General features: G+C 66.8%; 24 protein-coding genes. 10 read left to right on the top strand and 14 right to left on the bottom strand.

The genetic code is table 11. From position 1 onward, the window contains the following. Positions 1 to 20 precede the first annotated feature (20 nt). Positions 21 to 878 (bottom strand): SCO family protein, encoded by an 858-nt coding sequence (locus F0U63_RS40805; RefSeq protein ID WP_395839044.1) that lies wholly within the window; start codon positions 876 to 878, stop codon positions 21 to 23. 244 nt (positions 879 to 1,122) lie between these two features. Here F0U63_RS40805 and F0U63_RS40800 point away from each other — a divergent pair, with 244 nt between their 5' ends. Then, positions 1,123 to 1,311 (top strand): microviridin/marinostatin family tricyclic proteinase inhibitor, encoded by a 189-nt coding sequence (locus F0U63_RS40800; RefSeq protein ID WP_395839041.1) that lies wholly within the window; start codon positions 1,123 to 1,125, stop codon positions 1,309 to 1,311. Positions 1,312 to 1,414: 103 nt separating this feature from the next. Here F0U63_RS40800 and F0U63_RS40795 read toward each other — a convergent pair whose 3' ends face one another. Continuing rightward, a complete protein-coding gene (locus F0U63_RS40795; RefSeq protein ID WP_395839039.1) occupies positions 1,415 to 1,942 on the bottom strand; it encodes a VOC family protein in 528 nt (175 codons plus the stop codon). Between the two features lie 131 nt (positions 1,943 to 2,073). On the opposite strand from F0U63_RS40795, the gene F0U63_RS40790 reads away from it, so the two are divergent. Next, positions 2,074 to 3,195 (top strand): hypothetical protein, encoded by a 1,122-nt coding sequence (locus F0U63_RS40790; RefSeq protein WP_395839037.1) that lies wholly within the window; start codon positions 2,074 to 2,076, stop codon positions 3,193 to 3,195. Positions 3,196 to 3,241: 46 nt separating this feature from the next. Here the strand turns inward: F0U63_RS40790 and F0U63_RS40785 are convergent, their stop codons facing one another. Beyond that, the gene (locus tag F0U63_RS40785) at positions 3,242 to 4,174 is read right to left on the bottom strand and encodes a LysR family transcriptional regulator (RefSeq protein ID WP_395839034.1); all 933 of its coding nucleotides are present in this window, start codon (positions 4,172 to 4,174) and stop codon (positions 3,242 to 3,244) included. A 124-nt stretch (positions 4,175 to 4,298) separates the two neighbouring features. On the opposite strand from F0U63_RS40785, the gene F0U63_RS40780 reads away from it, so the two are divergent. Both F0U63_RS40780 and F0U63_RS40775 read left to right on the top strand, forming a co-directional pair. Then, on the top strand, positions 4,299 to 5,288 hold the full coding sequence (locus F0U63_RS40780; protein WP_395839032.1) for a zinc-binding alcohol dehydrogenase family protein: 990 nt from the start codon (positions 4,299 to 4,301) through the stop codon (positions 5,286 to 5,288). 63 nt (positions 5,289 to 5,351) lie between these two features. Next, positions 5,352 to 6,278 (top strand): ADP-ribosylglycohydrolase family protein, encoded by a 927-nt coding sequence (locus tag F0U63_RS40775; RefSeq protein WP_395839030.1) that lies wholly within the window; start codon positions 5,352 to 5,354, stop codon positions 6,276 to 6,278. Between the two features lie 24 nt (positions 6,279 to 6,302). On the opposite strand, the gene F0U63_RS40770 is transcribed toward F0U63_RS40775, so the two are convergent. After that, a complete protein-coding gene (locus F0U63_RS40770; protein WP_395839027.1) occupies positions 6,303 to 7,181 on the bottom strand; it encodes a LysR family transcriptional regulator in 879 nt (292 codons plus the stop codon). Between the two features lie 75 nt (positions 7,182 to 7,256). Here F0U63_RS40770 and F0U63_RS40765 point away from each other — a divergent pair, with 75 nt between their 5' ends. The 4 genes from F0U63_RS40765 (at position 7,257) to F0U63_RS40750 (ending at position 11,569) form a co-directional block, all read left to right on the top strand. Next, complete coding sequence (locus tag F0U63_RS40765) at positions 7,257 to 8,267, top strand: NAD(P)-dependent alcohol dehydrogenase (protein ID WP_395839025.1); 1,011 nt, start codon at positions 7,257 to 7,259, stop codon at positions 8,265 to 8,267. Positions 8,268 to 8,896: 629 nt separating this feature from the next. Next, the gene (locus F0U63_RS40760; protein ID WP_395839022.1) at positions 8,897 to 9,439 is read left to right on the top strand and encodes an AHH domain-containing protein; all 543 of its coding nucleotides are present in this window, start codon (positions 8,897 to 8,899) and stop codon (positions 9,437 to 9,439) included. Further along, a complete protein-coding gene (locus F0U63_RS40755; RefSeq protein WP_395839019.1) occupies positions 9,436 to 10,011 on the top strand; it encodes an imm11 family protein in 576 nt (191 codons plus the stop codon). The genes F0U63_RS40760 and F0U63_RS40755 overlap by 4 nt, the downstream gene beginning before the upstream one ends. Positions 10,012 to 10,810: 799 nt before the next feature. Then, positions 10,811 to 11,569, top strand: a complete 759-nt coding sequence (locus F0U63_RS40750) for a hypothetical protein (protein WP_395839017.1) — start codon at positions 10,811 to 10,813, stop codon at positions 11,567 to 11,569. 457 nt (positions 11,570 to 12,026) lie between these two features. On the opposite strand, the gene F0U63_RS40745 is transcribed toward F0U63_RS40750, so the two are convergent. The 7 genes from F0U63_RS40745 to F0U63_RS40715 form a co-directional block, all read right to left on the bottom strand. After that, entirely contained in the window at positions 12,027 to 12,872 is an 846-nt protein-coding gene (locus F0U63_RS40745; protein WP_395839015.1) for a hypothetical protein, read from the bottom strand. Next, complete coding sequence (locus tag F0U63_RS40740) at positions 12,869 to 13,561, bottom strand: hypothetical protein (RefSeq protein ID WP_395839013.1); 693 nt, start codon at positions 13,559 to 13,561, stop codon at positions 12,869 to 12,871. Before F0U63_RS40740 ends, F0U63_RS40745 begins: the two co-directional genes overlap by 4 nt. A 476-nt stretch (positions 13,562 to 14,037) precedes the next feature. Beyond that, entirely contained in the window at positions 14,038 to 14,850 is an 813-nt protein-coding gene (locus F0U63_RS40735) for a hypothetical protein (protein WP_395839011.1), read from the bottom strand. A 285-nt stretch (positions 14,851 to 15,135) separates the two neighbouring features. Continuing rightward, positions 15,136 to 15,705 (bottom strand): hypothetical protein, encoded by a 570-nt coding sequence (locus F0U63_RS40730; protein WP_395839009.1) that lies wholly within the window; start codon positions 15,703 to 15,705, stop codon positions 15,136 to 15,138. 693 nt (positions 15,706 to 16,398) lie between these two features. Beyond that, entirely contained in the window at positions 16,399 to 17,937 is a 1,539-nt protein-coding gene (locus tag F0U63_RS40725) for a transglutaminase family protein (protein WP_395839007.1), read from the bottom strand. 40 nt (positions 17,938 to 17,977) lie between these two features. Beyond that, positions 17,978 to 18,358 carry a GNAT family N-acetyltransferase gene (locus F0U63_RS40720; protein WP_395839005.1) on the bottom strand — a complete coding sequence of 127 codons (381 nt, stop codon included), beginning with the start codon at positions 18,356 to 18,358 and terminating at the stop codon, positions 17,978 to 17,980. Continuing rightward, positions 18,315 to 19,448: a D-alanine--D-alanine ligase gene (locus tag F0U63_RS40715; RefSeq protein ID WP_395839003.1), complete on the bottom strand. Its 1,134-nt coding sequence runs from the start codon at positions 19,446 to 19,448 to the stop codon at positions 18,315 to 18,317. The genes F0U63_RS40720 and F0U63_RS40715 overlap by 44 nt, the downstream gene beginning before the upstream one ends. 101 nt (positions 19,449 to 19,549) lie before the next feature. Between F0U63_RS40715 and F0U63_RS40710 the strand changes: the two genes are divergently transcribed. Then, positions 19,550 to 20,839: an HD domain-containing protein gene (locus tag F0U63_RS40710; protein ID WP_395839001.1), complete on the top strand. Its 1,290-nt coding sequence runs from the start codon at positions 19,550 to 19,552 to the stop codon at positions 20,837 to 20,839. Next, positions 20,836 to 22,347, top strand: a complete 1,512-nt coding sequence (locus F0U63_RS40705) for an MBL fold metallo-hydrolase (RefSeq protein ID WP_395838999.1) — start codon at positions 20,836 to 20,838, stop codon at positions 22,345 to 22,347. Before F0U63_RS40710 ends, F0U63_RS40705 begins: the two co-directional genes overlap by 4 nt. Here F0U63_RS40705 and F0U63_RS40700 read toward each other — a convergent pair. The 3 genes from F0U63_RS40700 to F0U63_RS40690 all read right to left on the bottom strand — a co-directional run bounded on the left by F0U63_RS40700 (position 22,332) and on the right by F0U63_RS40690 (position 25,541). Beyond that, the gene (locus F0U63_RS40700) at positions 22,332 to 24,206 is read right to left on the bottom strand and encodes an FTR1 family protein (RefSeq protein WP_395838997.1); all 1,875 of its coding nucleotides are present in this window, start codon (positions 24,204 to 24,206) and stop codon (positions 22,332 to 22,334) included. The two genes, F0U63_RS40705 and F0U63_RS40700, sit on opposite strands and share 16 nt — an antisense overlap. 64 nt (positions 24,207 to 24,270) lie before the next feature. Further along, the gene (locus tag F0U63_RS40695; RefSeq protein WP_395838995.1) at positions 24,271 to 24,750 is read right to left on the bottom strand and encodes a dihydrofolate reductase; all 480 of its coding nucleotides are present in this window, start codon (positions 24,748 to 24,750) and stop codon (positions 24,271 to 24,273) included. After that, positions 24,747 to 25,541 (bottom strand): thymidylate synthase, encoded by a 795-nt coding sequence (locus F0U63_RS40690; protein WP_395838993.1) that lies wholly within the window; start codon positions 25,539 to 25,541, stop codon positions 24,747 to 24,749. The genes F0U63_RS40695 and F0U63_RS40690 overlap by 4 nt, the downstream gene beginning before the upstream one ends. Positions 25,542 to 25,612: the final 71 nt, after the last annotated feature.

The following is a 25,612-nucleotide window of genomic DNA, read 5'->3' as shown; positions in this document are numbered from 1 at the left end:
ACGCGCCGTGGCCAGGCCCCTCAAGCGCCGTTCCCCGGCGCGGGCCGTTGGCGCACGTTCCTGCGAATCAGCACCGCCAGGATCGCGACCATGCCGATTCCCACGAGCCACCACATTCGCAGGAAGCCGAAGACGTAGAAGCCGTAGCGCCGCGTCGCCGGATCGTACTTGAAGCACGAGAGCATGACGCGCTCGAGCGTGATTCCCACCTTGCCTTGAGCGGCCTCCACGATGGCCAGGCGCATGTCCATGGCGGGGAAGTCGACGCCGTAGAGATAGCGGCTGACCGTCCCTTGCGGCGACAGGACCATCGCCACCGCCGCGTGCGCATACTGGTCGGAGGATTTGTCATACGCGTAGCCAAAGCCCACCGCGTCCGCCACCTTCTTCACCTGCTCCTGCGTGCCGGTGAGGAATCGCCACGGGGCCTGTGCGGGCTGACCCAGTTGCTGGAGGTAGCGCGCCCGCCACTTCGAGGCCTCCTCGGGCGTGTCACGCGGGTCGATGGAGAGGGTGATCGAATGATAGTCCTTGCCCAGCTCGAGCTGGGTCTCGCTCAAGCTCTTGACGAGGCCCTTGAGCACCAGACTGCAGAGCTGGGGGCAACGGAAGTAGGCCAGGGAGAGCACGGTCGGCCGATCCGGGGACAGCATCTGCCGGAGCGTGACGCGCTGGCCGCTCTCATCGATGAGCTCCGTGTCCAACGGAAGCGGCGCGCCCAGCTTCTCGTCCACGCGGATCGCCTCGAGCGCCGAGGGCGGGGTGTTCAGCGAGGGCTCCGAGTGGGTCGGAGGACCAAACGCCTCGGCGCGCCTTGTGAACAACAGCAGGAAGGCCAGGGCGAACAAGGCGGAAGCGGGTCGGGATCGGCTCGACAAGACGGGCTCCACGGGGGCGAGGAGGCAACTTGCCGCGCATGGTACAAGTCGCCGCGCTTCGTGGTCCGTCGCCCCGCCCCCCCTCCAGTAGTGGACCTTTTCCGGGTTATCGGCGACCGCGTTGCGCCATCCGCGAGGGGGGGGGACGGGCGAAGGGGCTCGTGGCGCGCCCACCGTCACATTTCACCGCCCTCGACTCTGACTCCAGTGACCACCTGATCAACGAGTGGCATGGAGGTTGGACATGAAAAAGGACAAACAGGACAACTCCCAGCAGAAGGGCAAGAGGCCGTTCTTCGCACGCCTGTTGGAGGCCCAGGAACTCGAGGAGGCCGCCGGTGGCGCTTCGCTGCAGACCCTGAAGTTCCCCTCGGACTCGGACGAAGGCCCCGTCACCAAGAAGTACCCCTCGGATTGCGAAGACGGCTACTAGACCTTCCCGGCGGAGTTGGAGCTGAAGTCGGCGCTGGCGGACGTGCTCTCCGGACAGGGCGTGCGCCGCCAGGCTCTACATGCCGAGCCGCCTCCAGCCGCGGCTACTTTCCCTTGCCCAGGGTCGATTCCGGGCGCTTGAACGTGCGGCTCATGTGCCCAGCACCTTCCTGGTCTCCGCGCGCGAAGCCCCAGGAGTAACCGCCCGGTGGGTTGGACAGGATCTCCCAGGCGTTGTCGTCCATGTCCCAGAAATAGAAGCAATAGGTGCCGTGCTGGACGACTGGCTTCGTGATCTTCTTGAGACCCCACTTCTCCGCGTCGCGCTTCACCAAGGCGTAGGCGTCGTCGACGGCGGCTTCGGTCTCGACGTCGAGCCCATTGTGGTTGAGGAAGGGCATCTCCTCCTTCGTGCGAGCCGGACCCTGCACGAGCACGATGATCTGATCGCCGCCGAGCCGGGCCCAGAACGACTTGTCCGACATCTGGACGGTCTCGAAGCCGAGGAACTCCTCGAAGAATTTCCGCGTGCGCTGGATGTCACGGCATTCCAGCGTCGCGTGGCTGTAGAACTTGAGCTTGAGCGTGGGCTCGACCTTGTCCTCTGACTCGCGACCGATCTTGGTGTCCATGTTCGAGGACGATACAGGAACTCGGACATGGCGCAGAAGGTGCGCGCCCCGGCTGGCGGCTGTTCATCCAGGTGAGTCACAAAAAGCGTGTGCTGGCTCTATTCCCCAAGAACCCGCCGAGGAGGACCGTGATGCCGGAGAACCCCTTGAGCCGTGTGGCGCGGAAGAGCTACCACCAGGAGTTGCTGCGGACCCTGGATGAGCGCCGCTCGCTCATCCGGCTGCGGGCCCACCTGAAGCCCACCCAGGCTCCGCACAACCCTTGCGAGGCCCTGCTGCTACGGGATCTGGATCTGGAGAAGGCCGTCGAGGCCTGGATCGAGGAGCGGACGGATTACGAGACGCTCATCTCCCGCTATGCCTGCTCCGACAGCCGGCTCGGCTCGCGGCAGTGGCCCCAGCATGTTCCGGTGCACATCCTGGCGGGCAAGGGTTCCATCTGCTCGGGCAAGAACGTCTTCCTGTTCTTTTCGGGCGAGACCGCGGATGACTGTATTGGCTTCGAGTTCGTCGATGTCTGGTCGAACCTCTTTCAGCAAGCCGTCTTTCCCTGCCTGCGCCGCACCTTCGACGTGGAGAGTCAGTCCTCTGTCCTGACCTCGCTCGTTCCCGCGCTGGAGCGCACCATCTATCTCGCCTCCGTCTTCCAGGGGATCGGCCACCGGATCGGCTTCCACAGGCTGTCGCCCACGAGGGACCCGTGCAACCTGCTGGGGGACTTCACCTGCGATGTGCTGGGCGAGCTGTCCACCGGCAGCCTGCTGTGCACCCATCTGCCAGAGTTCCCGGAGCTGAGCCTGTTCGTCTTCTTCCAGCGCGTCTTCTGGTTCGGAAGACGAGGCTACCGGGACAACCCCTGGAGCGGCGGCATCAACACGGACGGCCATGCCTGGATGGGTTCGTACCTGTGGAACCTCGCGCTGGAGCGGGGCGCGGTGGTTCCGGGGACCGGTGGCTATCACCTGAGTGCCGATGGCTTGAGCGCGCTGTTTCCAGCCGCGCTGGCGGACATCACCGAGCTGGGGTCCACGCTCGCGCGCCTCGGGAGTGCCGCGGCCCAGGAACGGCTGGCGCGGGATTGGATGAAGCGGCGCGTCACCTGGAGCCGGCGGGGCTCGGCTTTCGTCCTGCCCCCCTCGCTGAGAGCGCTGTTCGCTGCCTGCCAGGACATTCCCGAGGAGCCACACTTCACGCCGTTGTTGACCGCTCCGACCGCGGTGGACGCCTGCTGGCCGGGGAACAGCCAGTCATGAGCCCCGCTCGGGAAGAACAGGCTCTCCCCAGCCTCCTGGGCAGGTGTCAAGACGAGGTTCGCCTCTCGGCAACGCTGTCTCGGAAGGTCTTTTCCGCCAGCTCGACGAAGTGGCGCACCTTGGCTGGTACGTAGGGCGCGGGCGCATAGATGGCGAACACCCCGCGGCCTACCGGCATGAAGCGTTCGAGGACGGCCTTGAGCCGCCCGGTCGCGAGGTCCTCCTCGACGAGGTAACGGGGCAGATCGGCGAGACCAAGGCCAGCGAGCGCGGCCTGCCGCAGGGCGTGGGTGTTGTTGACGTGCAACCGGCCCGAGACGCGAATGGGCGTGGTGTGCTCGGCGTCCTCCGTGGCGCGCAGGTGCCACGTCTCCACGGGCTGACCCGCGACGAACACGATGCATTCATGGTTCGAGAGATCGCCAGGCCGGCGGGGGCGACCTGCTCGGGCGAGGTAGTCGGGGCTGGCACAGAGCACGCGCCGGTCATCACCGAGCCGGCGGGCCACGAAGGCAGGCGGCGGCTGGGCCGTCATGCGGATGGCCACGTCGACACCCTCGTCGATGAGATCGAACCTGCGGTCCGAGAACTCGACGTGGACCTTCATGGCCGGATGCGCTCGCTGGAAGGCGAGCACCACCGGCATCACCTGGACCTGGCCGAGCACCGTCGGCGCGGTGATGCGCAGCGTGCCATGCGGGGTGTCCTGGACGCTCTCCGCCTCGCGCTCGACGGATTCGATGGACTCCAGGATGAAGCGGGCCCGCTCGCAGTAGCGAGCACCGGCCTCGGTGAGCTGCATGCGGCGCGTGGTGCGCTGGAGCAGCCGTATTCCGAGCCGGGCTTCGAGCCGCGATACCTGTTTGCTCACCGCTGAAGACGTCATGCCCAGCTTCGCCGCGGCGGCGCTGAGCGAGCCAGCGTCGACGACGGCGACCAGGATGGACATTCCGGTGATGGCCTCGCGGTGCTCCAGCATTCGTGAATCCTCGGAAAGAGTGCTCGTCCTGGGGAAGTCTTTTTCATCCGCCAGGAACAGCGCAAGTTCTGGGTCATCGAGGCGCTGGCCTCGAGTTCCACCTTCTTCCGAAGAGAGCGCCACCATGACCGCCGCCAAGACCCAGAAAGCCCTCGTCGTCAGCCCCACCGATACGAGCCGTTTCGAGTTCGTGGAACGAGAGGTCCCCCAGCCCGGTCCGTATGATCTCCTGGTCGAGGTCAAGGCCGTCTCCGTCAATCCCGTCGACACCAAGGTGCGCGGGAAGCGGGCGGGCAAGAGCCTCGGCTGGGATGCCTCGGGAGTCGTCGTTGCCCGGGGCTCGGAGGTGAAGCGCTTCCGTGAGGGCGACGAGGTCTTCTACGCCGGTGACCTCACCCGGGAGGGCACGAACGCGTCGTTCCACGTGGTGGACGAGCGCATCGTCGGCCACAAGCCGCGCAAGCTGGACCACCTCCACGCCGCGAGCATTCCCCTCACGGCGCTCACGGCCTGGGAGGGGCTGTACGAGCAGCTCCGGGTCGAGCAGGGCAAGACCCTCCTCGTCATCGGAGCGGCCGGCGGCGTCGGCTCGCTCGTGGTGCAACTGGCGAAGCGGCTGACGAAGATGACCGTCATCGGCACGGCCTCGCGCGACACCACCCGGGACTGGGTGAAGAAGATGGGCGCGGACCACGTGGTGAACCACCGCGAGAACCTGCCCGCGCAGCTCGCGGCGCTCGGCCTGAAGAACGTGGACGCCATCTTCTGCTGCGTCGGCACGGATGCGCACTTCGACACCATGGCGGAGCTGATCGCGCCAGGAGGACGCATCGTGTCCATCGTGGAGCCCGAGCAACCGCTGCCGATGGGCAAGCTCTTCGGCAAGAGGGCGAGCTTCGCGTGGGAGCTCATGTTCACGAAGTCGATGTACAAGACGCCGGACATGGCCAGCCAGCAGGCCATTCTCGACCGCGTGGCCGACTTGTTGGACGAGGGCGTGCTCACCTCGACCCTGACGGTGGACGCGGGCGTGCTGGAGCCCGCCGCGCTCGCCGAGGCGCACCGGACCGTCTCCTCCGGCAAGATGGTGGGCAAGCTCGCCTTCCGCCTGTAGACGAGCACGCAGAGGACGCATGACGGCCCTGGAGCGGAGGGGGTGCTGGGGTAAAGAGGGGACATGACCTCCCCGTCCCCCCCTGATAGCGCCGAGCGGAGTGCCTGTCTGGCCCGGGCCCTGGTGTCCCTGGAGGGCCTCTCCGTGGGGGATGCCTTCGGCGAGCGCTTCCTCCAGGCCCCGGCCGTCGCCGCGGAGAGCGTGGAGAGGCGCGAGGTCCCCGCGGGGCCGTGGCCGTACACCGACGATACGGAGATGGCGCTCGCGCTCGTCCAGGTGTTGGAGGAGCACGGCCGCATCGAGCCGGATCGTCTGGCGCGTCTGTTCGGTGCCCGCTACCGGAAGAACCCGCGCCGCGGCTATGGCGCCACCGCTCACGACATCCTGCAGAAGATCCATCTGGGAATGCCCTGGCGGGAAGTGTCCTCCGAGGTCTTCGGCGGCACGGGCTCCATGGGCAATGGCGCGGCCATGCGCGTGGCCCCGCTCGGCGCCTGGTTCGCCACGGACCTGGAGCGCTGCGTCGCCGAGGCCCGGCTGTCGGCCCAGGTGACGCATTTCCACCCCGAGGGCCAGGCGGGTGCCATCGCCATCGCCGTGGCGGCGGCCTGGGCGCACCGCTGGCGAGAGCGGCGCAGACCCGCGCGAGAGCTCTTCGACACCGTGCTCGAGCACACTCCGCCCGGGGAGACACGCGAGGGCTTGGAGAAGGCCCGGCGGTGGCCGCTCGAGGCCACTCCCACGTCCGCGGCGCGCGCCCTGGGCAGTGGCCGGCGCGTGCTCGCCCAGGACACCGTGCCCTTCTGCGTGTGGTGCACGGCCCGGCACCTGGAGGACTACGAGGCGGCGCTCTGGAGCACGGTGGCTGGACAGGGAGATTGCGATACCACCTGCGCCATCGTGGGGTCCCTCGTCGCGCTGAGCGCGGGCCGCGAGGCGATTCCCCGCGCGTGGCTCAAGGCGCGCGAGCGGCTCCAGCGCACGGTATAGGCGGGAAGGGGGCCGGGTACGCCTTCATCCCGCGTGCACCGGAAAGAGTCGCACCAGCCAGTCCATGACAGCGGAGACGCGGGCACTGTGACGCAGGTCCTGGTGGGTGATGGCCCACAGCTCGCGGGTGGGGAGCTCGGCGCGTGGGAGCACGGGGACGAGGCGCGGGTCGCTCGCCGCGAGCAGCTCCGGGAACACGGCGAGCCCCTGGCCCGCGGCGCAGGCGGACATGAGCACGGTGGTGGCGCTGGAGCGCAGGACGACGCGCGCGTCGGGAATGTGGCGGCGCAACCACTGTCCCGGTGGCGTGCCGTCCTGTGCCGACTCGGGACCCAGCCAGTCGTGCCGGGCCGCATCCTTCATCCCGGAGGGCCGGCCCCGGCGGGCGAAGTAGGGCTCGCCGCCGTACACGCCGAAGGTGAAGGGTGCCAGCCGACGCGCGATGAGGGACTGCTCGCGGGGGCGGAACAGGCGCAGGGCAACGTCCGCCTCGCGGCGGGACAGGTCCACGGCGAGGTTGTCGGCGCGCAGCTCCACCCGCAGCTCCGGGTGCGCGAGCTGGAGCTCGGCCAGCCTGGGGGCGAGCACGTGTGTCGCCATTCCGTCGCCCGCGGTGAGGCGCACCGGGCCCGACACGCGTCTGTCCGCGCCTGTCAGCTCGCGCTGCGAGGCGAGCACCTCGGCCTCCACCCGCTCGGCATGGGCTCGCAGCACCTGTCCGCTCTCGCCGAGCACCAGTCCATCGGGCGTGCGCTGGAAGAGCTTCACGCCGAGCGCCTCCTCCAGCGCGGTCAGCCTCCGGCCGATGGTGGTGGGCGCGACACGCAGCGCGCGCCCGGCCGCGGCATGCGTGCCATGACGGTGCACGGCGAGGAAGTAGCGCAGGTCATCCCACTGGAGCATGGCCGTGCATGATTGCACGCCGGACGTGCACGGACGTGCGTTTCCGCAACCCCGGCCCGGGTGCATGTTCCGGGCATGAAGACCTACGAACTGATTCGAGGAAGCGGTCTGGAGTCCCTGGTCCTGACGGAGCGGCCGGTGCCGGAGCCTGGGCCGCGCGAGCTGCTGGTGAAGCTGCGCGTCGTGTCGTTGAACTACCGGGACCTGGCCATCCTCCGGGGGACGTACGGCGACTACCCGCGCCCGCTGGTGCCTGTCTCGGACGGCGTGGGCGAGGTGGTGGCGGTGGGGTCGGAGGTGCGGCGCTTCAAGGTGGGCGAGCGCGTCATCCCGGCGTATGTGCCGGACTGGGTTCGCGGTGGGCCCACGGAGGAGAACAGCCGCCGGCGGTTGGGCGGTCCGCTGGATGGGCTGCTGCGCGAGTACGCCTGCATCCACGAGGAGGCGGCGGTGGCCGCGCCAGCGCACCTGACGGATGCGGAAGCCGCCACGCTGCCCATTGCCGGTGTCACCGCGTGGCATGCGCTCTTCACGGCGGGGCGCGTGGGGCCGGGAGACACGGTGGTGGTGCAGGGGACGGGTGGGGTGTCGCTGTTCGCGCTCCAACTGGCGCGGATGGCGGGAGCCCGGGTGCTCGTCACTTCCCGGAGCCCGGCGAAGCTGGAGCGGGCGGTGGCGCTGGGGGCGGCGGCCGGCATCCACACGGGGGCGGAGCCGGAGTGGGACGCACGGGTGCTGGCACTGACGGAGGGGCGCGGGGCGGACCACGTGGTGGATGTCGTCGGAGGAGAGGGCGTTGGGCGCTCCATCGGGGCGGCACGGGTGGGCGGGACGGTGACGCTGGTGGGCTTCCTGGACAGCGCCGCGGTGCGCTTCGACCTGACGCGTGCGCTGCGACGCGTGGTGCGGTTGCAGGCGGTGTCGGTGGGCAGCCGGGAGGACCTGGAGGCACTGGGACGCGCGCTGGCGGTGCGGGGCGTGCGGCCGGTGGTGGACCGCACGTTCTCCTTCGCCGAGGCCCCTGCGGCCTATGCGTACCTGGCCAGCGGGGCACAATTCGGGAAGGTGGTCATCACCCTGCCTTGAACCGGGCGAGGCCCGGAGGCAGAGACGATGTCCACTGGATGGGGTCAAAGGACTCATATCGACACTTCTCCCCCTACGAGTCGTTTGACACCTGGTCTGGGGAGCGGCCAGATTGACTTCCCTTCGGTCCTGCCAAGAGGGCAGAACACAGGTTCATGAATCCGCGAGCCATCCTCTTTCTCCTATTACTGTTTCCACTCGCGGTCCGTGCAGCTCCACCCGAAGTTGGGTCTCGCCTCCCGGTATTGCACCCTGTGCTGGTGAGTGAGCTTCACGGCTCGCTTCATGGCCGGAGACTTGAGTTCGCCTTCAAGCGCCTTCCACCGCATCCTCTCCTGGCCGGCCTCACCATCGACGAAGCGCGAGCATTCGCGGAGGCATTGGAGACGGAGTTCCAGGTGTCTCGTTCGGGGGCTACTGGGTACATGCGCTGCTCAACCTGTGTGTTGCCAGCAGGCGCTGCTGCGTGCTGTCCCTCGCATGAGGAACAAGCCGCGCACCTGGAGAAACGCCTTCGCGAGGGGTACGAGAGGATCTTTGGAACGTCATCGATGCCACCGTCATCCTCTTTGGCGAACAGTCGGTGGTTCCAGGCGCTCGAACTCCCACCTCGCTACATGGATGAGGGAGTGCGCGAGGCCGCCATCTCGCTGCTCAGTTCGCCCACCACCGCGTACTCCATGGCGATCGCCATGATGCTGTACATGATGGCGTGGGCGGCGCCCGAGCCCCTCTTCTCCAAAGCGCTGGCCGCAGCGGTCACCGTGGGATTGTTGATGACCTACAGCGCGGTTGAGCTCCACGCCGTGGGAGTGGCCTGCCTGAATCTGTACCGGGAGTCAGAAGCGGCCAGGACTCAGGAGCAGTTGGAGGCGGTGGCCATGCGTTTTGGAAAGGCGATAGGCGGAGTGGGACTGCGGGTACTGGTGACCGTGGCGGGAGCGAAGTTGGCTCGGAGTCTTCCGGAGGTGCCACAAGGAGGACTCGGGCATCAGGGGACCCATCCCGAGGAGTACCATCAGGAAATCTACAGCCGTCTGAACGATGCGGTTTCAACCTGCCAAACGCGAACCGAGTGCAAGCGCAAGCTCGTCGAAGCACTCGATGAAATCGCGGGCGATATCTGTAAGCCTGGGTCGCGGCTCAACAAGCTCCTCACGAAACAACCATGAATCCTCAATCCAGGTACTTCCGCCTGATGGATGACGTGCACATCGAGGGACGTTGGCACGTGGAAAGCCCGCTGGATGATCAGGGGCGAGAAATTGTCCCCCAGACCTTCTTGCAGGGCAGGGCACTCCATTGGGATGCGCCGCTTGTCCTCCCTTTGTACCGTCGGGGACGCGCTCTGGATTTCAGCCAGACGGGCCTCAATTTCGCGGTGGTCAATGGCCGGTTCGCTACGCTTTGCGAGCGGCTGGGCATCCAACATCAGATACAGCTCATTCCGGCACGGGTCGAAGAGCATCCCGAGCCCTACTTTGTCCTCAACACCCTTCGCCTCATCCGGTGCGTGGATGAGGCTCGGTGCGGAGAACTCTCCTTCTGGGAGCCCCGTCATGGAGAGCCCGAGAGAGTGGGCCACTACCGGAACGTGGTCGGGCTGAAAGTGGACCCCGAGAAGGTTGGGGACGCCCACATCTTCCGGCCCTGGGGCTGGCCCGTGGCCCTCATCGTCTCCGAGCGTGTGAAACGGGCACTGGAAGACGAGGGGCTGAGTGGCCCTAGGTTCATCGAGGTCTGACTCGACTTTCGCCATTTTGACGAGGGTGAACTACCAGAGCCGATCCGTGAAGAGGCAGTGGATGAGTTGGGCATGACCCAGGTCCAGATTTCCCACTTGAACGTCTGGAACTGGTGTGAGGAGAACCTCGTTGGGCAGTGTGGATGTCCCCAGCACCGACTGCGCCAGCGAGTTCAACCGAGTCTCAAGTGTTTGGTACTCAGGAGGAAGCGGCGGATGCCAGAGTTGCTGCTCGATGACTCGATGGTTTTCGATTCGTTGCCAGGATGCGTAGATGTGGTGCACGGGCGCGAGGATGCTGGCGAGTAGCACCACGGCCTTCTGTTTGGGCGCTCCTACCGGTGAGTCCGTGAGCGATACTCGAACACAGCGACAGGGGTCGTAGAGCAAAAAGGGAAGTTCCCAGAGACTGCATTCCGGCAGTTCCTGGCGAGCGCGTTGCCGCAGTGTATCCCATGCGCTGCTGTCCGCTTGGACTGCCTTCCTGAATGCGCGCAGCGCGACAGTCTCCGCCTGTGATTCATACCGAGCATCCGTGGTGTAGACATTCCTCGGGTAGTAGCGGTGGACCAGGTCGGTGAGTTCAGTGGCTGTGAGTGGCATCAAGAATTACCTGTTGCTGGAGGACAGTCCGCGACTCGCGGGCCATTCGAGCCTCCCTCTACGTGTCGTTTGACGCTTGGTCCAGCCCGGGTCCGCAGGGGGAACATCGTCGGAATGACCGCAGAGGGCGCCTGGTCCTTCTTGACTTGAAGGGTCAAATCCGCTCCCCTGTGCGCCTCCACGGAGGAGCCTCACCATGGCGGACGAGAAGAGCGGGAAGGGCGGCGGACCGGGGCCTTTCGAGCTGGGCAGGTGCTACGAGGTGGATTCCCGCCTGGGGCGCCTCCACGAAGCGCGGAACGTGGCCACGGGCACTCCGGCCCTGACGCTCATTCCGAGAGGTGACGTGGAGTGGCAACCCGCGGGGGCCTGCCGGATGCGTCTCATCTACGAGCCGGAGCGGCAGTCCGTGACGGTGGACGTGGAGCAGGCGCTTGTCTCGGTGCGCACGTCGGAGCTGACGAACCTCCTGGTTCTGATGACGGCCGCGTTCAAGCGCGTGGAGGATGATGACGAGGTCGACGCCCACCTCGCCAGCGGGCCCGTTCCTGGCCTGGGGTCCAGGGACTCGCGCGTGCGCCGTGTGGGGCCATCCAGGACGTGGCTCGCCGCCGCTGGGGTTGTCGTGCTCATGGCGGGTCTCGGTGTCTGGTCATTACTCTGGCCTCATGCGCCTGAGCCCCTGCGGGCGGATGACGCGCCCGTCGAGTCTCCGTTCTTCGCGGATGGACAGGACCTCGCCCAGGCGGTCATCGCCTATCCGATGCCAGAGACGCCCTTCAAGGAACAGCGCAAGCCGCCGTGTCTCGAAGGGACGGAGACGGAAATCCGGGGGGGATGCTGGATACAACACAAGCTGGATGCGCCCTGTCCGCTAAACACGGCTGAGTACCAGGGCAAGTGCTTCATCCCCGTGAAGAAGCCGGAGCCCTTGCCGCGCTCAGTGCAGCCCTGAGTTCCAGAGGTGGGGCGGGCGCGGTGGTACGGGCGGCACGGAGGCAGGACACAGTGTTGGACGACTCGTAGTGAGTGAGGTGTCGGCACGAGTTCAACGAGTCCTTTGACTCCCTCTGCGAGCAATGACAATCCATTCGCCTTCACCTTGGAGCAGGAGGACGGTGCCACCCGTCCCAATTTGTTTGGGCTCGTGCCACGCGCTCAGTCCAGTGCCTCTCGTGTCTCCTCGGCCCGTGGGCGGGCACCCTACCTCGTCCGTAGGTTCAGGTGGGATAGCTTCTCTCGTGAGACTTTGAAGCAAGCCTGGCCCTCGGTGATGGCACGGACGGCGCGCCGCACGAGGTACGCCGACGCGGGCTCGAACACATCGTCCCGATGGAGACGCCCGGAGAGCGCGTCCTCGAGCAGGCCCAGCCGCGCGGCGACCGTGGGCGCCTCGGTGAGGATGCGTGGGGCTACTCGTCCTCCCCTTCGGCCTCCACCACCGCATTTTGGGCCTCCTCACGCTCGACAGCCCGCTTCCTCTCCGCCCACTGCGTCAGGGTGGAGGCCACATGGTGAAGCGTGTGGCGCTTCAGCCTCTGGTGGTGCACCGCGAGGTAATGCTCCCCGGCGATTGACACGAACTCAAAAGGTGCAGTGGGGTGGTTCTCCAGCCACGCCTCTGCTTCCGCACGGGTTTTGAAGGATGGTGGGTTGGGAGGTATTCCTTCCGCGACGAGTCCTTCGACATAGGGCTCGAGCATGTACTCGCGGTACATGCCGCGAGTGTTGTCTTTACGATCATGCCACATCTGATGATACTCATCGCCAATGAGTATCAACACCGAACTGGGGGGCTCCTCGAGGCCCTTCAGCCAGCCCTCCGCCTCCTCGCGCGTCGTGAAATGAGCGATGGCGAGCGGAGCATGGCCGAGGCGGTTGGTGATGTAGTCCTCGCAAGCCTCGAGTTGGCCAGTGTCGGCGATGAAGTTGACCTGGCTGATGAGAAGGCTCACGGACTGCTTCTGTTCAGGCACAGGTGTCTCGTCGAAAGCCTTCAGGAGAAGTGCCATGACCCTTTGCGAGATCGTATCCTGATGCGCCTCGAGGGCGGTGCTCACCTGGGGAGATGGCATGGGAGCCACCCCCTTGAGGTAGTCTTCGAACAGGTAGACCTGGCCTGTCGCCATGATGAAGTCCCTGTACGCGTTCACCTGAATCCAGAGCCGCTGTTCTTCTTTTCTGCCTTCGAGCTCCGCTGCGTGCCGCCGAGACGCGGCGAGTAGAAATGCGCTGTGAAGGGAGTGATAGATGCTCATCGGGTCGCCTCCGCGAGAGCGGGGGCGGCTGGCGACCCCGAGGGGTTCTCCGCGACAAACACGAGCGGCATCAGGATGAGGGCACCTCCGCCTGAGGCGGCGACCGCGGCAACGAAGGCGACTCCAGCGATGACGATGACGGTGCCCACGAGAAGCTCCTCACGGTGCGTCTTGATCCAATCAACCGCGGGCTCTATCGCATTGAACTCCGCGGCATATTCTTCGGCCCAGCTGCCCCTTTTCTTGTTGCACTGGACTGCCTGCTCCAAGCAATGAGTCGGACACCACCGCCATTTGGCTTCGCGCCACGGCTTTGTCTTGACATCTTGATATGTCCAGTGGCCGACCTTGACCGGCCTGCTACTCGCGAGGCAGTCCTGCTCGCACTGGAGTCGCCGACCTTCGCAATATGCCTCCAGTTCCGTCGAGGAGACGCGCACGATGCCTCGGTTCGAGCTCATCGCGCTCAGGGGATGTTGGAGCCTCGTCAGGTCAAAATCCCTAAGCGGCTTCCAGTCGTGTGCCACCCGCCCATCTGGCATCTCCTGGATGAGGAGCACATACCTGGCCAGATCGTGAGGGCCGGTGGGGCTCTGGGCCGCAGCCAGGGGCCGGGTGGTGCTACAGGAAACAAGGAGAAGGCTGAGGCTCACCTCCATGAGCCTCTGTGGGAACGTCCGGGTGGTCATGGCCATATTTGTATTACGAAACGCTGACGCTGGCCATGGGGAGCTCCTCCCCGAGTCGTGGGCCCAGCAGCAGGCTCAGCAGCGGTAGGCTTGTCGATGCGCCGTCCATCACCCCCACTACCTGCCACGCTCCTCTTCCGCTGACACTCTGGGGCTTCCGCCTGCTCGGGACGGCCAAAGGTGTAGCGGGCGAAGAGGTCCTGAGGACCGGGCATGGTGCACGGCGCCTGATCACGGAGCGGGCCAGTCACATCCCATTGGGAGCCAGCAAGCCGTGTACATTCCGTTGCGCTTCCTTGGTCTCGTTGGCGAGACGCTATCCTCCCGGGAGGGGCCTCCAACTGGCCCGCCCGAGTCGCACGAATCGTCTCGTATAAATCGTCTGACACCTTCTCGGGGACTTGTATCGGCGTACGTGAGAAGTGGATGCGCCAGCGCCCCGCCAGGCGCGCTTCTTCGACGTCATCGACGCCTTGTCACGCACTCCCCTGCGGTGCATCGGGTGGCAGCTCGTATCCCTTGGCCATGGAAAGGGGGTAGAGGGCACGGTGGTCGATGTTGGGATGATACACCGCGAGGTAGGGCTCACCTGCGATGGACACCCACGCCCATCTGGCTGGCTCGGGTTGTGCCGTCAGCCAGGCCTCTGCTTCCTCAAGGCTGGCGAAAGAGGCGGCGGCGACGGGAGGCTCCTCTTGTGCGAGCTCCGCGAGGTAGTACTCGAGACCGCGGTTGCGCAGCAGGCGGCGGACGTTCGTTTCACGGTCATGGAACACATCGTGATAGCCGTTCGCGATCAGCACGTTGGCGAAATCGGGAGGATGGGGGTGATTTCCAAGCCAGGCTTCCGCCTCCTCCCTCGTATCAAAAGAGGCAATAGCATAAGGAGGTGCACCCGCCTCGACGTGCTCGAGGTACTCCCCGAAAGCGCTGGACTGACCGGTCAATGCGATGAAGTGGAATGCATCGAGAAAGACCTGGAGACGCTTCTTCTCCTCGGAGGAATCGGCCTCGTCGCGAAGCTTCGTGAAGAAGCCAGCCGCTTCCTCCATGCGCTCCTCGAGACTCGCGGAGCCATCTGGAGGCGGGCCGACGGTCGCGGCGGGGTGGGCATCAGACGAGAGGGTTTTGCGGAAGTCTGAGAATTGATACCGCTGTCCCGTCGTGAAAACGAAGTGGATGGCATCTCGCGCGAGCCCCAGAAGGCGGGCCTGTTCGGGTGACTGCGCATCGCTCCAGAGCTTCCCAATCACCTCGTGTGAATCGGAAAGAAGGGTGGAGGACGTCATGGCTGCACCGCCGCGATTTGGGGTTCGGAAGAAACATCAGACGACACGAGCAGGACTGCTGGAACGAGGACCAGAGCGGTTCCTCCGCTGCCCACGACAACCGCGACGAACACCACCCCGGAAATGACGACCACGGTACCAGCCAAGAGTTCTTCGTGGTGCTACTTCAACCAATCAACTGCTTTGTCCATAGCCGGAAATTTCAGGGTTTCGGCCAGTTCGCGGAGCCGACAACAGTCATTGTAAACGGGCCTGCACCTGTCGCGACCTTCAGGCTTCTCTGCGCTACGGAATGTTGCTGGGAGCACTTGTGAAAAGCGTATGGAAGAGGGTTGTTTCGGGCGGCTCGAGCAATCCGGCATAGAGGGGCACAGGTGTTTCCACCAGCTCACGAGGAAACGCGCTGAAACCAAATATTTTTTCAATCGTCCTGGCGACAACCTGGGCCGGCCAGGCCATGCCGGGAGGAGGTTGCTCGAAGTTGGCCCTGATGTTTTGCCTACGGCCGTCGATGTAGTCCCACTCCACACCGTATACGAAGTAGACAGGTGCCAACAGACTCACACAGCCCACGACGTCCCAATTAGATTTGGGTGACCATGACTCCTTTGGCAGGTAAACCATGCACCGGGGGCCGCCATCCATTGATGGGTACGTTTCCCCAATGACGTAGTTGGGAAGCGTACTTCTCAACTCGTCCCTGAATGCATACCAGGGCTCCATGTGCGCGATCCATTGTTTCCAAATTTCGTCATGTCGTTTGATCTCGGGACTCGGTTCTGTCGTGAACATGAAGGCGTTGCTTGAGTCGTAATACTTCCGGACGAGGGCAATCAGCTCTTCTTTGGAGGGCATCACAAAATATCTAGACGGCTAGGGTTTGGGGGCGGGAATACCAAATATGACTGGCTTCGCCATGGAGTCACAGGTCGATTTGACTCGTGAACCCGGAATGGCTGTGGTGAGCCTCGATTCGAATGCTTTTCTGACACCTATACACAGTGTGTAGAGCGGTGGCGGCGGGGGCCTGGTCATTGTTGAGAGCACCGCGTATGCGGCCTCGTTGGCGCAGTCCGCCGAGATGCGCTGGGCAAGGGGGGTGGAAATGGGGCCGCTGTTGCTCTCTATTGGCATTTCGACGCCGAATATGCAGGTATACGGCTCTCCAGTGTCTCCGTTATTGATCTGGGCATGGACACATGCCACGCGCCATCCACCAGGGCCGGGTCTCCTGTGTGGTACGGTCGTGATGAACTGGAAATGTGCTGGTTGGATCAGTCCTGTCACGGTTGACGCGCATCCTGAAAGCAGGACTGCCAGCGGCAGGAGTGCTGCCAGGTGTGCAAGCCGGTGAGGCGTGACCGCTGCACCGCTCAATCGCGAACGCAAGGCAGCGACAAGTGTCCAACCGCCAGTCTTCAATGCAACTGAGGCATCGGCAGCGCTCTCTTTTCCCAGGAGGCGCAAAGCCATTTTTCGTCCCCCTCGGTGGTGTATGCGCTGCCTCAGTGGCACTACCTGATAGGCGGACGTCAGGTAGGCCTGTTTCTATCGCACCTCAAGGACCTTGAGCGAGCCGATGAGCGGAGTGATCTCCGCGTTGCCCTCCCGCCCCACGCCGAAGTGCGTGGCGTCCGCCACCACCTGGTTGAAGGTCGGATCCATCTGCGTCCACTCGCCCACGAAGGCCTCCACCCACTCGTGCCAGTAGAGCGCCGGGACTCCATCCGCGTTCACCATGTAGATGACGCCATCCACCCGCCGGGCCGGAATGCCCGCCGCGCGCAGCAGCGACACCGTCAGCAGCGAGTGCTCCGTGCAGTCTCCCTTGCGTTGGCGCAGCACGTCCGTGGCCCGGTCCGCGCTCGCCCCGTAGTCCTTCTGCAGCGTGCTCGCCACCCACTCGACGATCTTCTTCGCCGCCGCGTACGCGTCCTTCTCTCCCCCCACCAGCATCCGTGACTGCTCGACGATGCGCGGGTTGTCGCTCTCGATGATGATGGACGTCTTGAGGTTCTCCCCGCCCTCGGGGTCCGCCAGCGGCCGGGGCTTGAGCACCTTGGGCTCCGGAGGCTTCGCGGACAGCGTCACCAGCACGCGCCCGTCCTTCTCGCGCTGGTACTTCTGCCGGTAGCTGTCCTGCTGGAACTTCTCCGGCAGGTTCTCCATCACCAGCTTCACCTCGCCGGGAATCGCGTGCGCCGACTCGGGCAGCGCCTTGGGCAGCACGACGCGCGTCAGGCCGAACACCTCCACCAGATCCAGCCGCTTGGCCACCGCCTCGGGCTCGGCGCGTGCCTTCATCGTCTGGCCATACTCCATCTCCAAGAGCCGCCCGTCCTCCTCGGCCACCCAGGCCGTCACCGGCACCTTCTCCTTGTCCGAGACGCTCACCGCCCGGCCCACCTTCACCTTGACGCCGCTGATGAGCCGCTCCTCCGAGGGCTGCACCGTGGTGGCGAGCTTGTAGGTGCCCAGGTCCATCCCATCCAGCACCGCCCCGCTCACGTCCTTCCGGCGCAGCAGCGCCACGCGCACCTGGTCCGCGTCCTCCACCACCTCCGACGTGGCCGGCAGGTTCACCGTCTCGTCCTGCATCCCCGGACGCTTGCGCACCACGCTGATCCCCGTGGGCGTGGCGCTGCCCACCAGCGTCTGCGTGCCGCCATCCCCACGCTGCTCGATGGTGAAGGCCACCAGCCTGCCGCCGGGACGGGCCTCGTAGATGCGCTCCTCGCGGTGGACGCGCTCGGACAGCCGCGCCCCCACCTGTGCCTTGAAGTGCAATTCATTGATGGCGCGCACCCGGTCTTCCCGGCCCGGGATGAGGCCCAGGTCGTTGAAGACGTAGCCCACCTTCTTGTCCACGAGGTACAGGCCCAGGTACTCGCCCCCCGCGGGCCTCTTCGCCTTCACCACGTCGGAGACGGCGGCGGGTGCCTGCGGGGGCGCGGCGGCGGCCTCGGGGGCCCGCTGCGCCTGGACCGGAGGAGGCGCCGCGGGCGCGGCGTCCTGCTTCTTGCACTGCACGAGCGCCAGGCCCAGGACGGCGGCGCTCAGGGGGAGGAAGGTCTTGAGGGAAGTCACGCGCGCGGCTCCGGCGCGCGGGCCTGGCGCGTGGTGCGGCTCAGACCCGCTTGGTGAGGATGATGAGGTCGTCGCCGACCTTGTAGAAGTCGCGGATGCGCGCCTCCTCCGTGTACTTCATGGAGGCGTAGAAGCCGCGGGTGGGACCGTAGGCCTCGGTGGCGCTCGTCTCCACGCGGATGATGCGGGCCGTCCGGCGGCGCAGGTCCGCCTCCATGCCCGACACCAGCGAGGCGCCCACGCCCTGGCCCCGCACCTGCGGGTCCGAGGCGATCCAGTACAGGTCGTACGTGCCCTCCGTCATCGGCGTGGGGCCGTAGCACACGTAACCGACGATCGTCCCGTCCCGGTCCGCGACGAGGATCTTGTAGTCGGGGTTATTCGGCTGAAGCGCGAGATCGACGAGCTCGATGGCGCACACCTGCTCGTCCTGGGAGAAGGTTTCGATTCGACGAATCAGGGAGGCGAGGGGCTCCCGGTCCTTTTCTGCGAGCGGTCGGATGTCCATGGTGTCTCTCGAGGGCGATCGCCACGAGCTGCCGGGCGAGGGTGCGGTAGTCGATTCCGGCCGAACGCGCGGCCTTGGCGAAGCCCGCCTCCGGGTGGAGATCGCAGTTGGGGTTGATGTCGATGACGTAGGGCACGCCCTCGGGGGTGACGCGCATGTCCACGCGTCCATAGTCCCGGCCCTCCAGCGCGGCGAAGGCATCCATCGCCGTCTGGACCAGCCGCGCCTCCAGGTCACTGTCCGTCAGCAGACAGGGGCCGGAGGGGGTGTTCACGTACTCGGGTGAGCCGGCCTCCCACTTGCCCGCGTAGGTGACGATGTTGGGCCGATCGGCGAAGAGCTGGCCGAAGCGGATCTCCGACAGGGGCAGGGCCCGGCGGGGCGAGTTGCCCAGGAGCGGCACGTAGATTTCGCGGCCGGCGATGAACTGCTCGACGAGCGCGGGCTGGTGGAAGGTGCGCAGCACCGTGTCCACCGCGCGGCGCAGGCCCTCCCGGTCGTGCACCACCGAGTCGCTCGTGATGCCCACGCTGGCGTCCTCGCGCGCCGGCTTGACGATGAGCGGGAAGGGCAGGGTCAGCGCGTCCAGGTCCTCGAGCCGGTCCACCCGCGCGAAGCCCGGGGTGGAGACGCCGCGCGCCTTGAGCAACTCCTTGGCCTTGTCCTTGTGCAGGGCGAGCGTCAGCGAGAGCGCGGACGCGCCCGTGTAGGGCAGCCCCAGCATGTCCAGCAGGCAGGGGATGATGGTCTCCGCCCGGCTGTCCGCCGCCACGGACTCGCAGAGGTTGATGACCAGGTCGGGCTGCATCCGGGCGAGCACGTCCACGAACTCCAGCCGGGAGCCCGTGACGGGAACAAGCTCGACCTGGGTTCCATCTTGGGTGAGGGCCTCGGAGAGCGCGGAGGCCACTCGCATCACGTCTGCTCGCGCCTCCCGACCCGGGTCGTCCTCCAACTGCTCATGGTCTCGGTTGTACAGGATGGCGATGTGCATGCGGGGCATGTGTCGACGGCCAGGGTTAGCACGTCCCCAGGGGGGAGGACAGTTCACAGCGGGCCCGATTGGCTGGCCGCTGAGCAGTGTCTGGAAGTATGAGGAGAACCATGCGGATTCGTGACCCCATCCACGGCACCATCGATGTGAGTGGCGAGGAGAAGGCCGTCATTGACAGCCGGTTCTACCAACGGCTTCGCCACGTGCGCCAACTGGGCTTCGGCGACCTGGCATTCCCAGGGGGCACCCATACCCGGCATGCGCATTCGCTTGGCGCCATGCACGTGGCCTCCCGGGTCTTCCTCGCCGTCACCGCCCGCTCGGGCCTGCCCGCGCCAGTGCGCGAGCGCTTCAACGCCGCCGTCCGGCTCGCCGTGCTGTGTCATGACCTGGGGCACATGCCCCTGTCCCATGCCTCCGAGAGCATCGCCCCCCGGCGTGCGCTGCTGCGGCTCCCGGCCTGGTTGGACCCCGTGGCGGAAGGCGAGCAGGCCACGCACGAAGATTTCACCGCCAAGCTTCTGTTGGACAGCTCACTCACGCCGCTCATCCAGGAGAGCTACGCGCCCCTGGGCATCACCCCCGAGGCGGCGGTGGGGCTCATCACCGGGGCCCGGCCCCCGAGGGATCCCGGCTTCTCCCACGAGGGGGTGGACTGGACGCCGCTGTTGCGCGCCATCGTGTCCGGGGAGCTGGACGCGGACCGGATGGACTACCTGCTGCGCGACTCGTTCTACACGGGCGTGAACTACGGCCGGTACGACATGGACTGGCTGGTGTCCAACCTGAACCCGGCCATCAAGGACGGGCGCGCCTATCTGGCGTTGAGCCGGGCGGCGGCGTTCGCCTTCGAGGACTTCCTGCTCAGCCGCCACCACATGTTCCTGTCGGTGTACTACCACCACACCTCGGTGAACTTCGATCACATGCTGCGGCGCTACTACGAGGAGGCGCCCGGCGAGTTCGAGATCCCCGCCGACCCCGAGGCCTTCCTCTACTGCGACGACGTGGCGCTCTGGTACACGCTGCGCCGCTCGAAGAACCGCTGGGCCCAGCGCATCGCGTCGCGCCAGGGCTTCAAGCTGCTCGCGCAGTTCACCGAGCGGGACGTGGGCTATGACCTGGAGGTGCTGCGCAGCGCGCTGGTGACGGGCGGCTTCGAGCACTTCACGGTGGAGTCCCGGGGCGTGCTCTCCAAGTACTTCTCGGAGGGCGCGGGGCCGAGCCTGTTCATCATCGACGTGTCCACCGGCCGGCTCACGGAGGTGGCGCGCTACACGCCGCTCTACCAGCGCTACAAGGGCGCGGTGCGGCTGTCCCGGGTATATGTGCGGCCGGATCAAATCGAAGACGCGCGCAACATGATGGCGCGGCTGCTTGGACAGGCGGTGCGGGAATGAGTGAGACGATCGCCGGAGCGCCTCCGCCGCCCCCCGTCGCGGTGCCCCGGCTCGCGTCGGTGGTGGTGCCCTACCGCCGCACGCCCACGGGGGTGGAGGTCTTCTGGGTGAAGCGCGAGAAGGCGCTCGCCTTCGCGGGCGGCTTCTATGCCTTTCCCGGCGGGAAGGTGGACAAGGCGGACGCGGCGGTGCCGGTGCGCGGGGCCTCGGGTCAAGAGGCGGCGCTGCGGGCAGCCGCGGCGCGCGAGCTGCTGGAGGAGACCGGGGTGCTGGTGGCCGAGGGCGCCGAGCGCCTCTCCCCCGAGGAGGTGACGGCGCTGCGCCGGGCGCTCCTGGCGGATGAGTCGTGGGGAGCGCTGCTGGAGCGGCATGGGCTCGTGCTGCGGGCCGAGGACTTCCCGGCGGCGGGGCGGTGGGTGACGCCGGAGTTCGCGCCCGTGCGCTTCGACACCTTCTTCTACCTGGTGGAGGTGGGCGAGGGGATGCGGGCGGAGTGGTGGGCCGGGGAGCTGTCGGAGGCGGCGTGGGTGACGCCGGCCGATGCGCTCTCTCGCTGGGAGCTGGGCACGGCGCTCTTGCACCCGCCCGCGGTGCACGTGCTGCGGGTGATGGCGCGCTTCGGCTCGCGCGAGGCGGTGCTGGCGGAGCTGGCCTCGCCGCCGCTGGGCCCGGACTTCATCGCGCGGCGCATCGAGTACCACCAGGGCGTGCGGGTGTTCCCCGTGCGCACGGCGACCCTGCCCCCGGCCACGCACACCAACGTGTACGTGCTGGGCAATGGCGAGCTGCTGCTCGTGGACCCCGGGGCGGGGGACGAGGAAGAGGTGGAGGGGTTGCTGGAGATGGTGGAGGGGCTGGTGGCGGAAGGGGCCCGGGTGAAGGCGGTGGTGCTCACCCACCACCATGGAGACCACATCGGGGGCGTGGGCGCGGTGAAGGCGCGGCTGAACGCGCCCCTGTGGTGCCATGCGCGCACGGCGGACCGGGTGCCCGTGCCGACGGAGCGGCTGCTGGAGGACGGGGAGGTGCTGGAGCTGGCGGGGACTCCGCCCCAGCGCTGGCGGGTGCTGCACACGCCGGGGCATGCGCGGGGCCACCTGTGCCTGGTGGACGAGCGCACGCGCGCGGCGGTGGTGGGGGACATGGTGGCGGGCGTGGGCTCCATCGTCATCGACCCGCCCGAGGGGGACATGGGCGAGTACCTGCGGCAGCTCGCGCGGCTGCGGGACTGGCCGGTGACGACGCTGCACCCGGCGCATGGCATGGCGATTCCGGATGGGCCGGGCAAGCTCCAGGAGTACCTGGACCACCGGGCGGCGCGCGAGGCGCGCATCGTGGCGGCGGTGCCCGCGGAGGGGGTCACGCTGGCGCAGGTGGTGGAGCGCGCCTACACGGAGACGCCCGCGTTCCTGCTGCCCATCGCGGAGCGCAGTGCCCTGGCGGTGTTGTTGAAGCTGCGGGAGGAGGGCCGGGTGCGCGAGGAGTCCGGCCGCTACTTCCCGGCCTGAGCCTCGGCCTGGGACGAGCTGTCCGCCAGGCTCGCCGCTCCGCCGCCGCGCCGCTTGATGAGGAGCAGGGCGAGCGGAATGGCCGTGAGCACCGCCTGGGGGATGAGCGACATGGCGTCGGGGTAGATGCCGAGCAGGTCGATGGTGACGAAGCGGATGGGCTGGATGGGCACCAGGGCGACCTCCTGGAGGGCACGGATCGCCTTGCCCAGGAGGATGATGGCGGTGACCACGAGCAGCACGGTGGACGCCTTGAAGAGCGTCTTCATGGGCAGCTTGTAGCCCACGCGGTTGACGAAGAGGACGAGCACGGTGAGCGCCACGGCGCCCGCGGCGCACCCCCAGGCCACGCCCGACGCCGAGTCGAGCGCGAGCCCCTGCAGGAAGATGGCCGTCTCCACGCTCTCGCGCAGCGCCGAGGTGAAGGCGATGGCGAACAGGCCCATCATGCTGCCGCGGCCCAGCGCCCCCTTCATCTTCTCGCGCAGCTCGCCCATGAACTTGCTCATGTTGGCGCGCGCGTTGAGCCACAGCGCCGCGTACAGCAGCATCCCCACCGCCACGAGCCCGGCGATGCCCTCGAGCATCTCGCGGTTGGCCCCGTTCATCAGGTGCCGGCCGAAGATGAAGGCGAGCGCCCCCACCACCAGCGCGGACACCCATCCCAGGTGCACCACGCGCGCGTACTCGGGCGCCTGCATCTTGCGCAGCATCGCCAGCAGCGCGGCGATGATGATGGTCGCCTCGAAGCCCTCGCGCAGCAGGATGAGCAGGGTGATCCAGATGACGGACAGGAAGCTCATCGTGTCGCCACTGGTCCGGCGCGCCTCGTCCAGCAACGACAGGAGGACGCGGCCTTCGTCCTGGAGATGCGGGCTCTTGCGCTCGGCGGCCACGCGCGTGTCCAGGAAGGCCTTCTCCAGCTTGAGCACCAGGTCGGGGTTGCGCGCCCGGAGCTTCACCTCCACCGGCTCCAGCCCCTTGAGGTAGGCGTCCAGGAGCGCGTTGCGCGCGCCCAGCATGTCGCCGGAGGCGCCCAGCTTGAGCGCCTGTTCCACGAACTCGCGCGTCACCAGCAGGCCGCGCTCCTCGTCCACGTCGGGCATCTTGCGGCGCAGGCACGCGAGGTGCTCCTGCCCGTAGGCCTGGACGAGCTCGTTGTCCGTGGAGTTGGCGAGCTTCTCCAGCGACACGCGCGGCGGGACGGCGTCACACGCGGGCTGGCGGATCGTGAGGACATAGAAGGCCAGACCCCAGCGCTCCTCCTCGGTCAGGGTGGGATAGCCCGGCATGGAGGTGCCGGGCACGCCGAAGCCCACCGTGTTGAAGGCCTTGTAGGGCGTGAGCCCGCCCATGATCTCCGCATCATGGAAGTTGGTGGGATGCGGCTCCATCGTCTGTGCGATGGGCACCTGCGCGCGTCCGTCCGCGCCGTGACAGGCCGCGCAGCTCTCCTGGTAGACGCGCTCGCCCACCTTCAAGTCCGGCGCCATCCGCGGGCTGCGGGCCAGTCCTCCCGCGAGCACCAGGTCCTCCACCAGCGCGCCGCAGTCCTGGCTGACGCCCTCGGGATCCGCGGCCTTGTCCACCCGGGCCTTGATCTCCTCCAGCCGCGTGACGAACGCCTCTCCGGGGCGTCCCAGCTCGCGCGCCGCTTCGGTGGCCTCGGCGATGAAGCTGCGCTGCTCGGCCAGCTCGAAGTCCGACCTGGATTCCACCGCCGCCGGATAATCGGCCTGCAGGTACTGCAGAATGCCCACCAGGCGGTGCCAGGTGCGCGCTTCGGACTCGCTCTCGGCGGCGGTGGCCACCGGCGCCGTGAGCAGCAGGGACAGCAGCAGTAGACCGGTGCGCTTCACGCTCCACCCTCTACCAGTCCGCCCACATATTCTCAATGTTGCGAGTCAGAATCAAAACGGGGGGTTATGAACGCTCGTAGGTGAGGAAGGCGAAGGGAGGGGTGGTGTCGGTGGCCGGGTGGGTCTCCTCGGCGGTGAGGCGCCAGGTAGACAGGTCCACGTCGGGAAAGAAGGTGTCGCCCTCGTACTCGCGGTCGATGCGTGTGAGGTACAGCCGACGCACCCGGTCCATCGCCTGCTCGTAGAGCTGGGCGCCGCCCGCGAGGAAGACCTCGTCGCCGCGGGCCCGCGCCAGGGCCTCCTCCAGGGAGTGCGCCACCTCGATGCCCTCGGGGGCCCAACCGTGTTGGCGCGTCACCACGAGCATCGTCCTGCCGGGCAGCGGCCGGCCGATGGACTCGTACGTCTTGCGGCCCATGAGGAGCGTGTGTCCCAGGGTGAGCCGCTTGAATCGTTGGAGGTCCGCCGGCAGGCGCCAGGGCAGGGTGTTGTCCCGGCCGATGCAGCGGTTGGACGCCATCGCCACGATGGCCGACAGCCTCATACGGCCACCGGTGCCTTGATGGCGGGGTGGGGCTCGTACCCACTGAGGGTGAAGTCCTCGTACTTGAAGTCGAAGAGCGAACGGACGGCCGGGTTGAGCGTCATCCGGGGCAGGGGCCGGGGCTCGCGCTTGAGCTGCTCGCGCGCCTGCTCCACGTGGTTGAGGTAGAGGTGCGCGTCGCCCGAGGTGTGGATGAACTCATGGGCCTCGAGCCCCGTCACCTGCGCCACCATCATCGTCAGCAGGGCATAGGAGGCGATGTTGAAGGGCAGGCCCAGGAAGATGTCCGCGCTGCGCTGGTAGAGCTGGCAGGACAGCCGCCCGTTGGCCACGTAGAACTGGAACAGGATGTGACAGGGCGGCAGCTTCATGGCGCCCAGGTCCGCCACGTTCCACGCGCTCACCAGGTGGCGCCGCGAGTCGGGGTTCTTCTTCAGCCCCTCGACGAGCTGGGTCATCTGATCGATGGCGCCCCCCTCGGGCGTGGACCAGGAGCGCCACTGGTGGCCGTAGATGGGGCCGAGGTTGCCCTCGGCGTCGGCCCACTCGTCCCAGATGGTGACGCCGTGCGCCTGGAGCGCGTGCACGTTCGTGCCGCCCGCGAGCATCCACAACAGTTCGTGGATGATGGACTTGAGGTGGAGCTTCTTCGTCGTCACCAGGGGGAAGCCCTTCGTGAGATCGAAGCGCATCTGATGGCCGAAGACACTCAGCGTGCCGGTGCCGGTGCGATCGCTCTTCTTCGTACCGTGGTGCAGGACGTGCTCGAGCAGGGCGAGGTACGGTGTCATGGATTTCTCCTAGCCCACGACCCCCCGGGGCGCGAGATTTTCGGCCCCGCGCGGTGCTGACTGTCCGACGA

It is taken from the genome of Cystobacter fuscus, assembly GCF_044360685.1.
GTDB lineage: Bacteria > Myxococcota > Myxococcia > Myxococcales > Myxococcaceae > Cystobacter > Cystobacter fuscus_C.
This window is presented reverse-complemented; position numbering and strand designations above follow the sequence as displayed.

What these genes read in the sequence shown, in the direction of transcription:
- F0U63_RS40710 (WP_395839001.1), top strand. Translation starts at nt 19,550, where the DNA reads ATGCGGATTCGTGACCCCATCCACGGCACCATCGATGTGAGTGGCGAG.
- F0U63_RS40795 (WP_395839039.1), bottom strand. Translation starts at nt 1,942, where the DNA reads ATGGACACCAAGATCGGTCGCGAGTCAGAGGACAAGGTCGAGCCCACG.
- F0U63_RS40730 (WP_395839009.1), bottom strand. Translation starts at nt 15,705, where the DNA reads ATGCCCTCCAAAGAAGAGCTGATTGCCCTCGTCCGGAAGTATTACGAC.
- F0U63_RS40790 (WP_395839037.1), top strand. Translation starts at nt 2,074, where the DNA reads ATGCCGGAGAACCCCTTGAGCCGTGTGGCGCGGAAGAGCTACCACCAG.
- F0U63_RS40750 (WP_395839017.1), top strand. Translation starts at nt 10,811, where the DNA reads ATGGCGGACGAGAAGAGCGGGAAGGGCGGCGGACCGGGGCCTTTCGAG.
- F0U63_RS40745 (WP_395839015.1), bottom strand. Translation starts at nt 12,872, where the DNA reads ATGAGCATCTATCACTCCCTTCACAGCGCATTTCTACTCGCCGCGTCT.
- F0U63_RS40780 (WP_395839032.1), top strand. Translation starts at nt 4,299, where the DNA reads ATGACCGCCGCCAAGACCCAGAAAGCCCTCGTCGTCAGCCCCACCGAT.
- F0U63_RS40740 (WP_395839013.1), bottom strand. Translation starts at nt 13,561, where the DNA reads ATGACCACCCGGACGTTCCCACAGAGGCTCATGGAGGTGAGCCTCAGC.
- F0U63_RS40690 (WP_395838993.1), bottom strand. Translation starts at nt 25,541, where the DNA reads ATGACACCGTACCTCGCCCTGCTCGAGCACGTCCTGCACCACGGTACG.
- F0U63_RS40775 (WP_395839030.1), top strand. Translation starts at nt 5,352, where the DNA reads ATGACCTCCCCGTCCCCCCCTGATAGCGCCGAGCGGAGTGCCTGTCTG.
- F0U63_RS40715 (WP_395839003.1), bottom strand. Translation starts at nt 19,448, where the DNA reads ATGCCCCGCATGCACATCGCCATCCTGTACAACCGAGACCATGAGCAG.
- F0U63_RS40785 (WP_395839034.1), bottom strand. Translation starts at nt 4,174, where the DNA reads ATGCTGGAGCACCGCGAGGCCATCACCGGAATGTCCATCCTGGTCGCC.
- F0U63_RS40765 (WP_395839025.1), top strand. Translation starts at nt 7,257, where the DNA reads ATGAAGACCTACGAACTGATTCGAGGAAGCGGTCTGGAGTCCCTGGTC.
- F0U63_RS40735 (WP_395839011.1), bottom strand. Translation starts at nt 14,850, where the DNA reads ATGACGTCCTCCACCCTTCTTTCCGATTCACACGAGGTGATTGGGAAG.
- F0U63_RS40800 (WP_395839041.1), top strand. Translation starts at nt 1,123, where the DNA reads ATGAAAAAGGACAAACAGGACAACTCCCAGCAGAAGGGCAAGAGGCCG.
- F0U63_RS40695 (WP_395838995.1), bottom strand. Translation starts at nt 24,750, where the DNA reads ATGAGGCTGTCGGCCATCGTGGCGATGGCGTCCAACCGCTGCATCGGC.
- F0U63_RS40755 (WP_395839019.1), top strand. Translation starts at nt 9,436, where the DNA reads ATGAATCCTCAATCCAGGTACTTCCGCCTGATGGATGACGTGCACATC.
- F0U63_RS40705 (WP_395838999.1), top strand. Translation starts at nt 20,836, where the DNA reads ATGAGTGAGACGATCGCCGGAGCGCCTCCGCCGCCCCCCGTCGCGGTG.
- F0U63_RS40770 (WP_395839027.1), bottom strand. Translation starts at nt 7,181, where the DNA reads ATGCTCCAGTGGGATGACCTGCGCTACTTCCTCGCCGTGCACCGTCAT.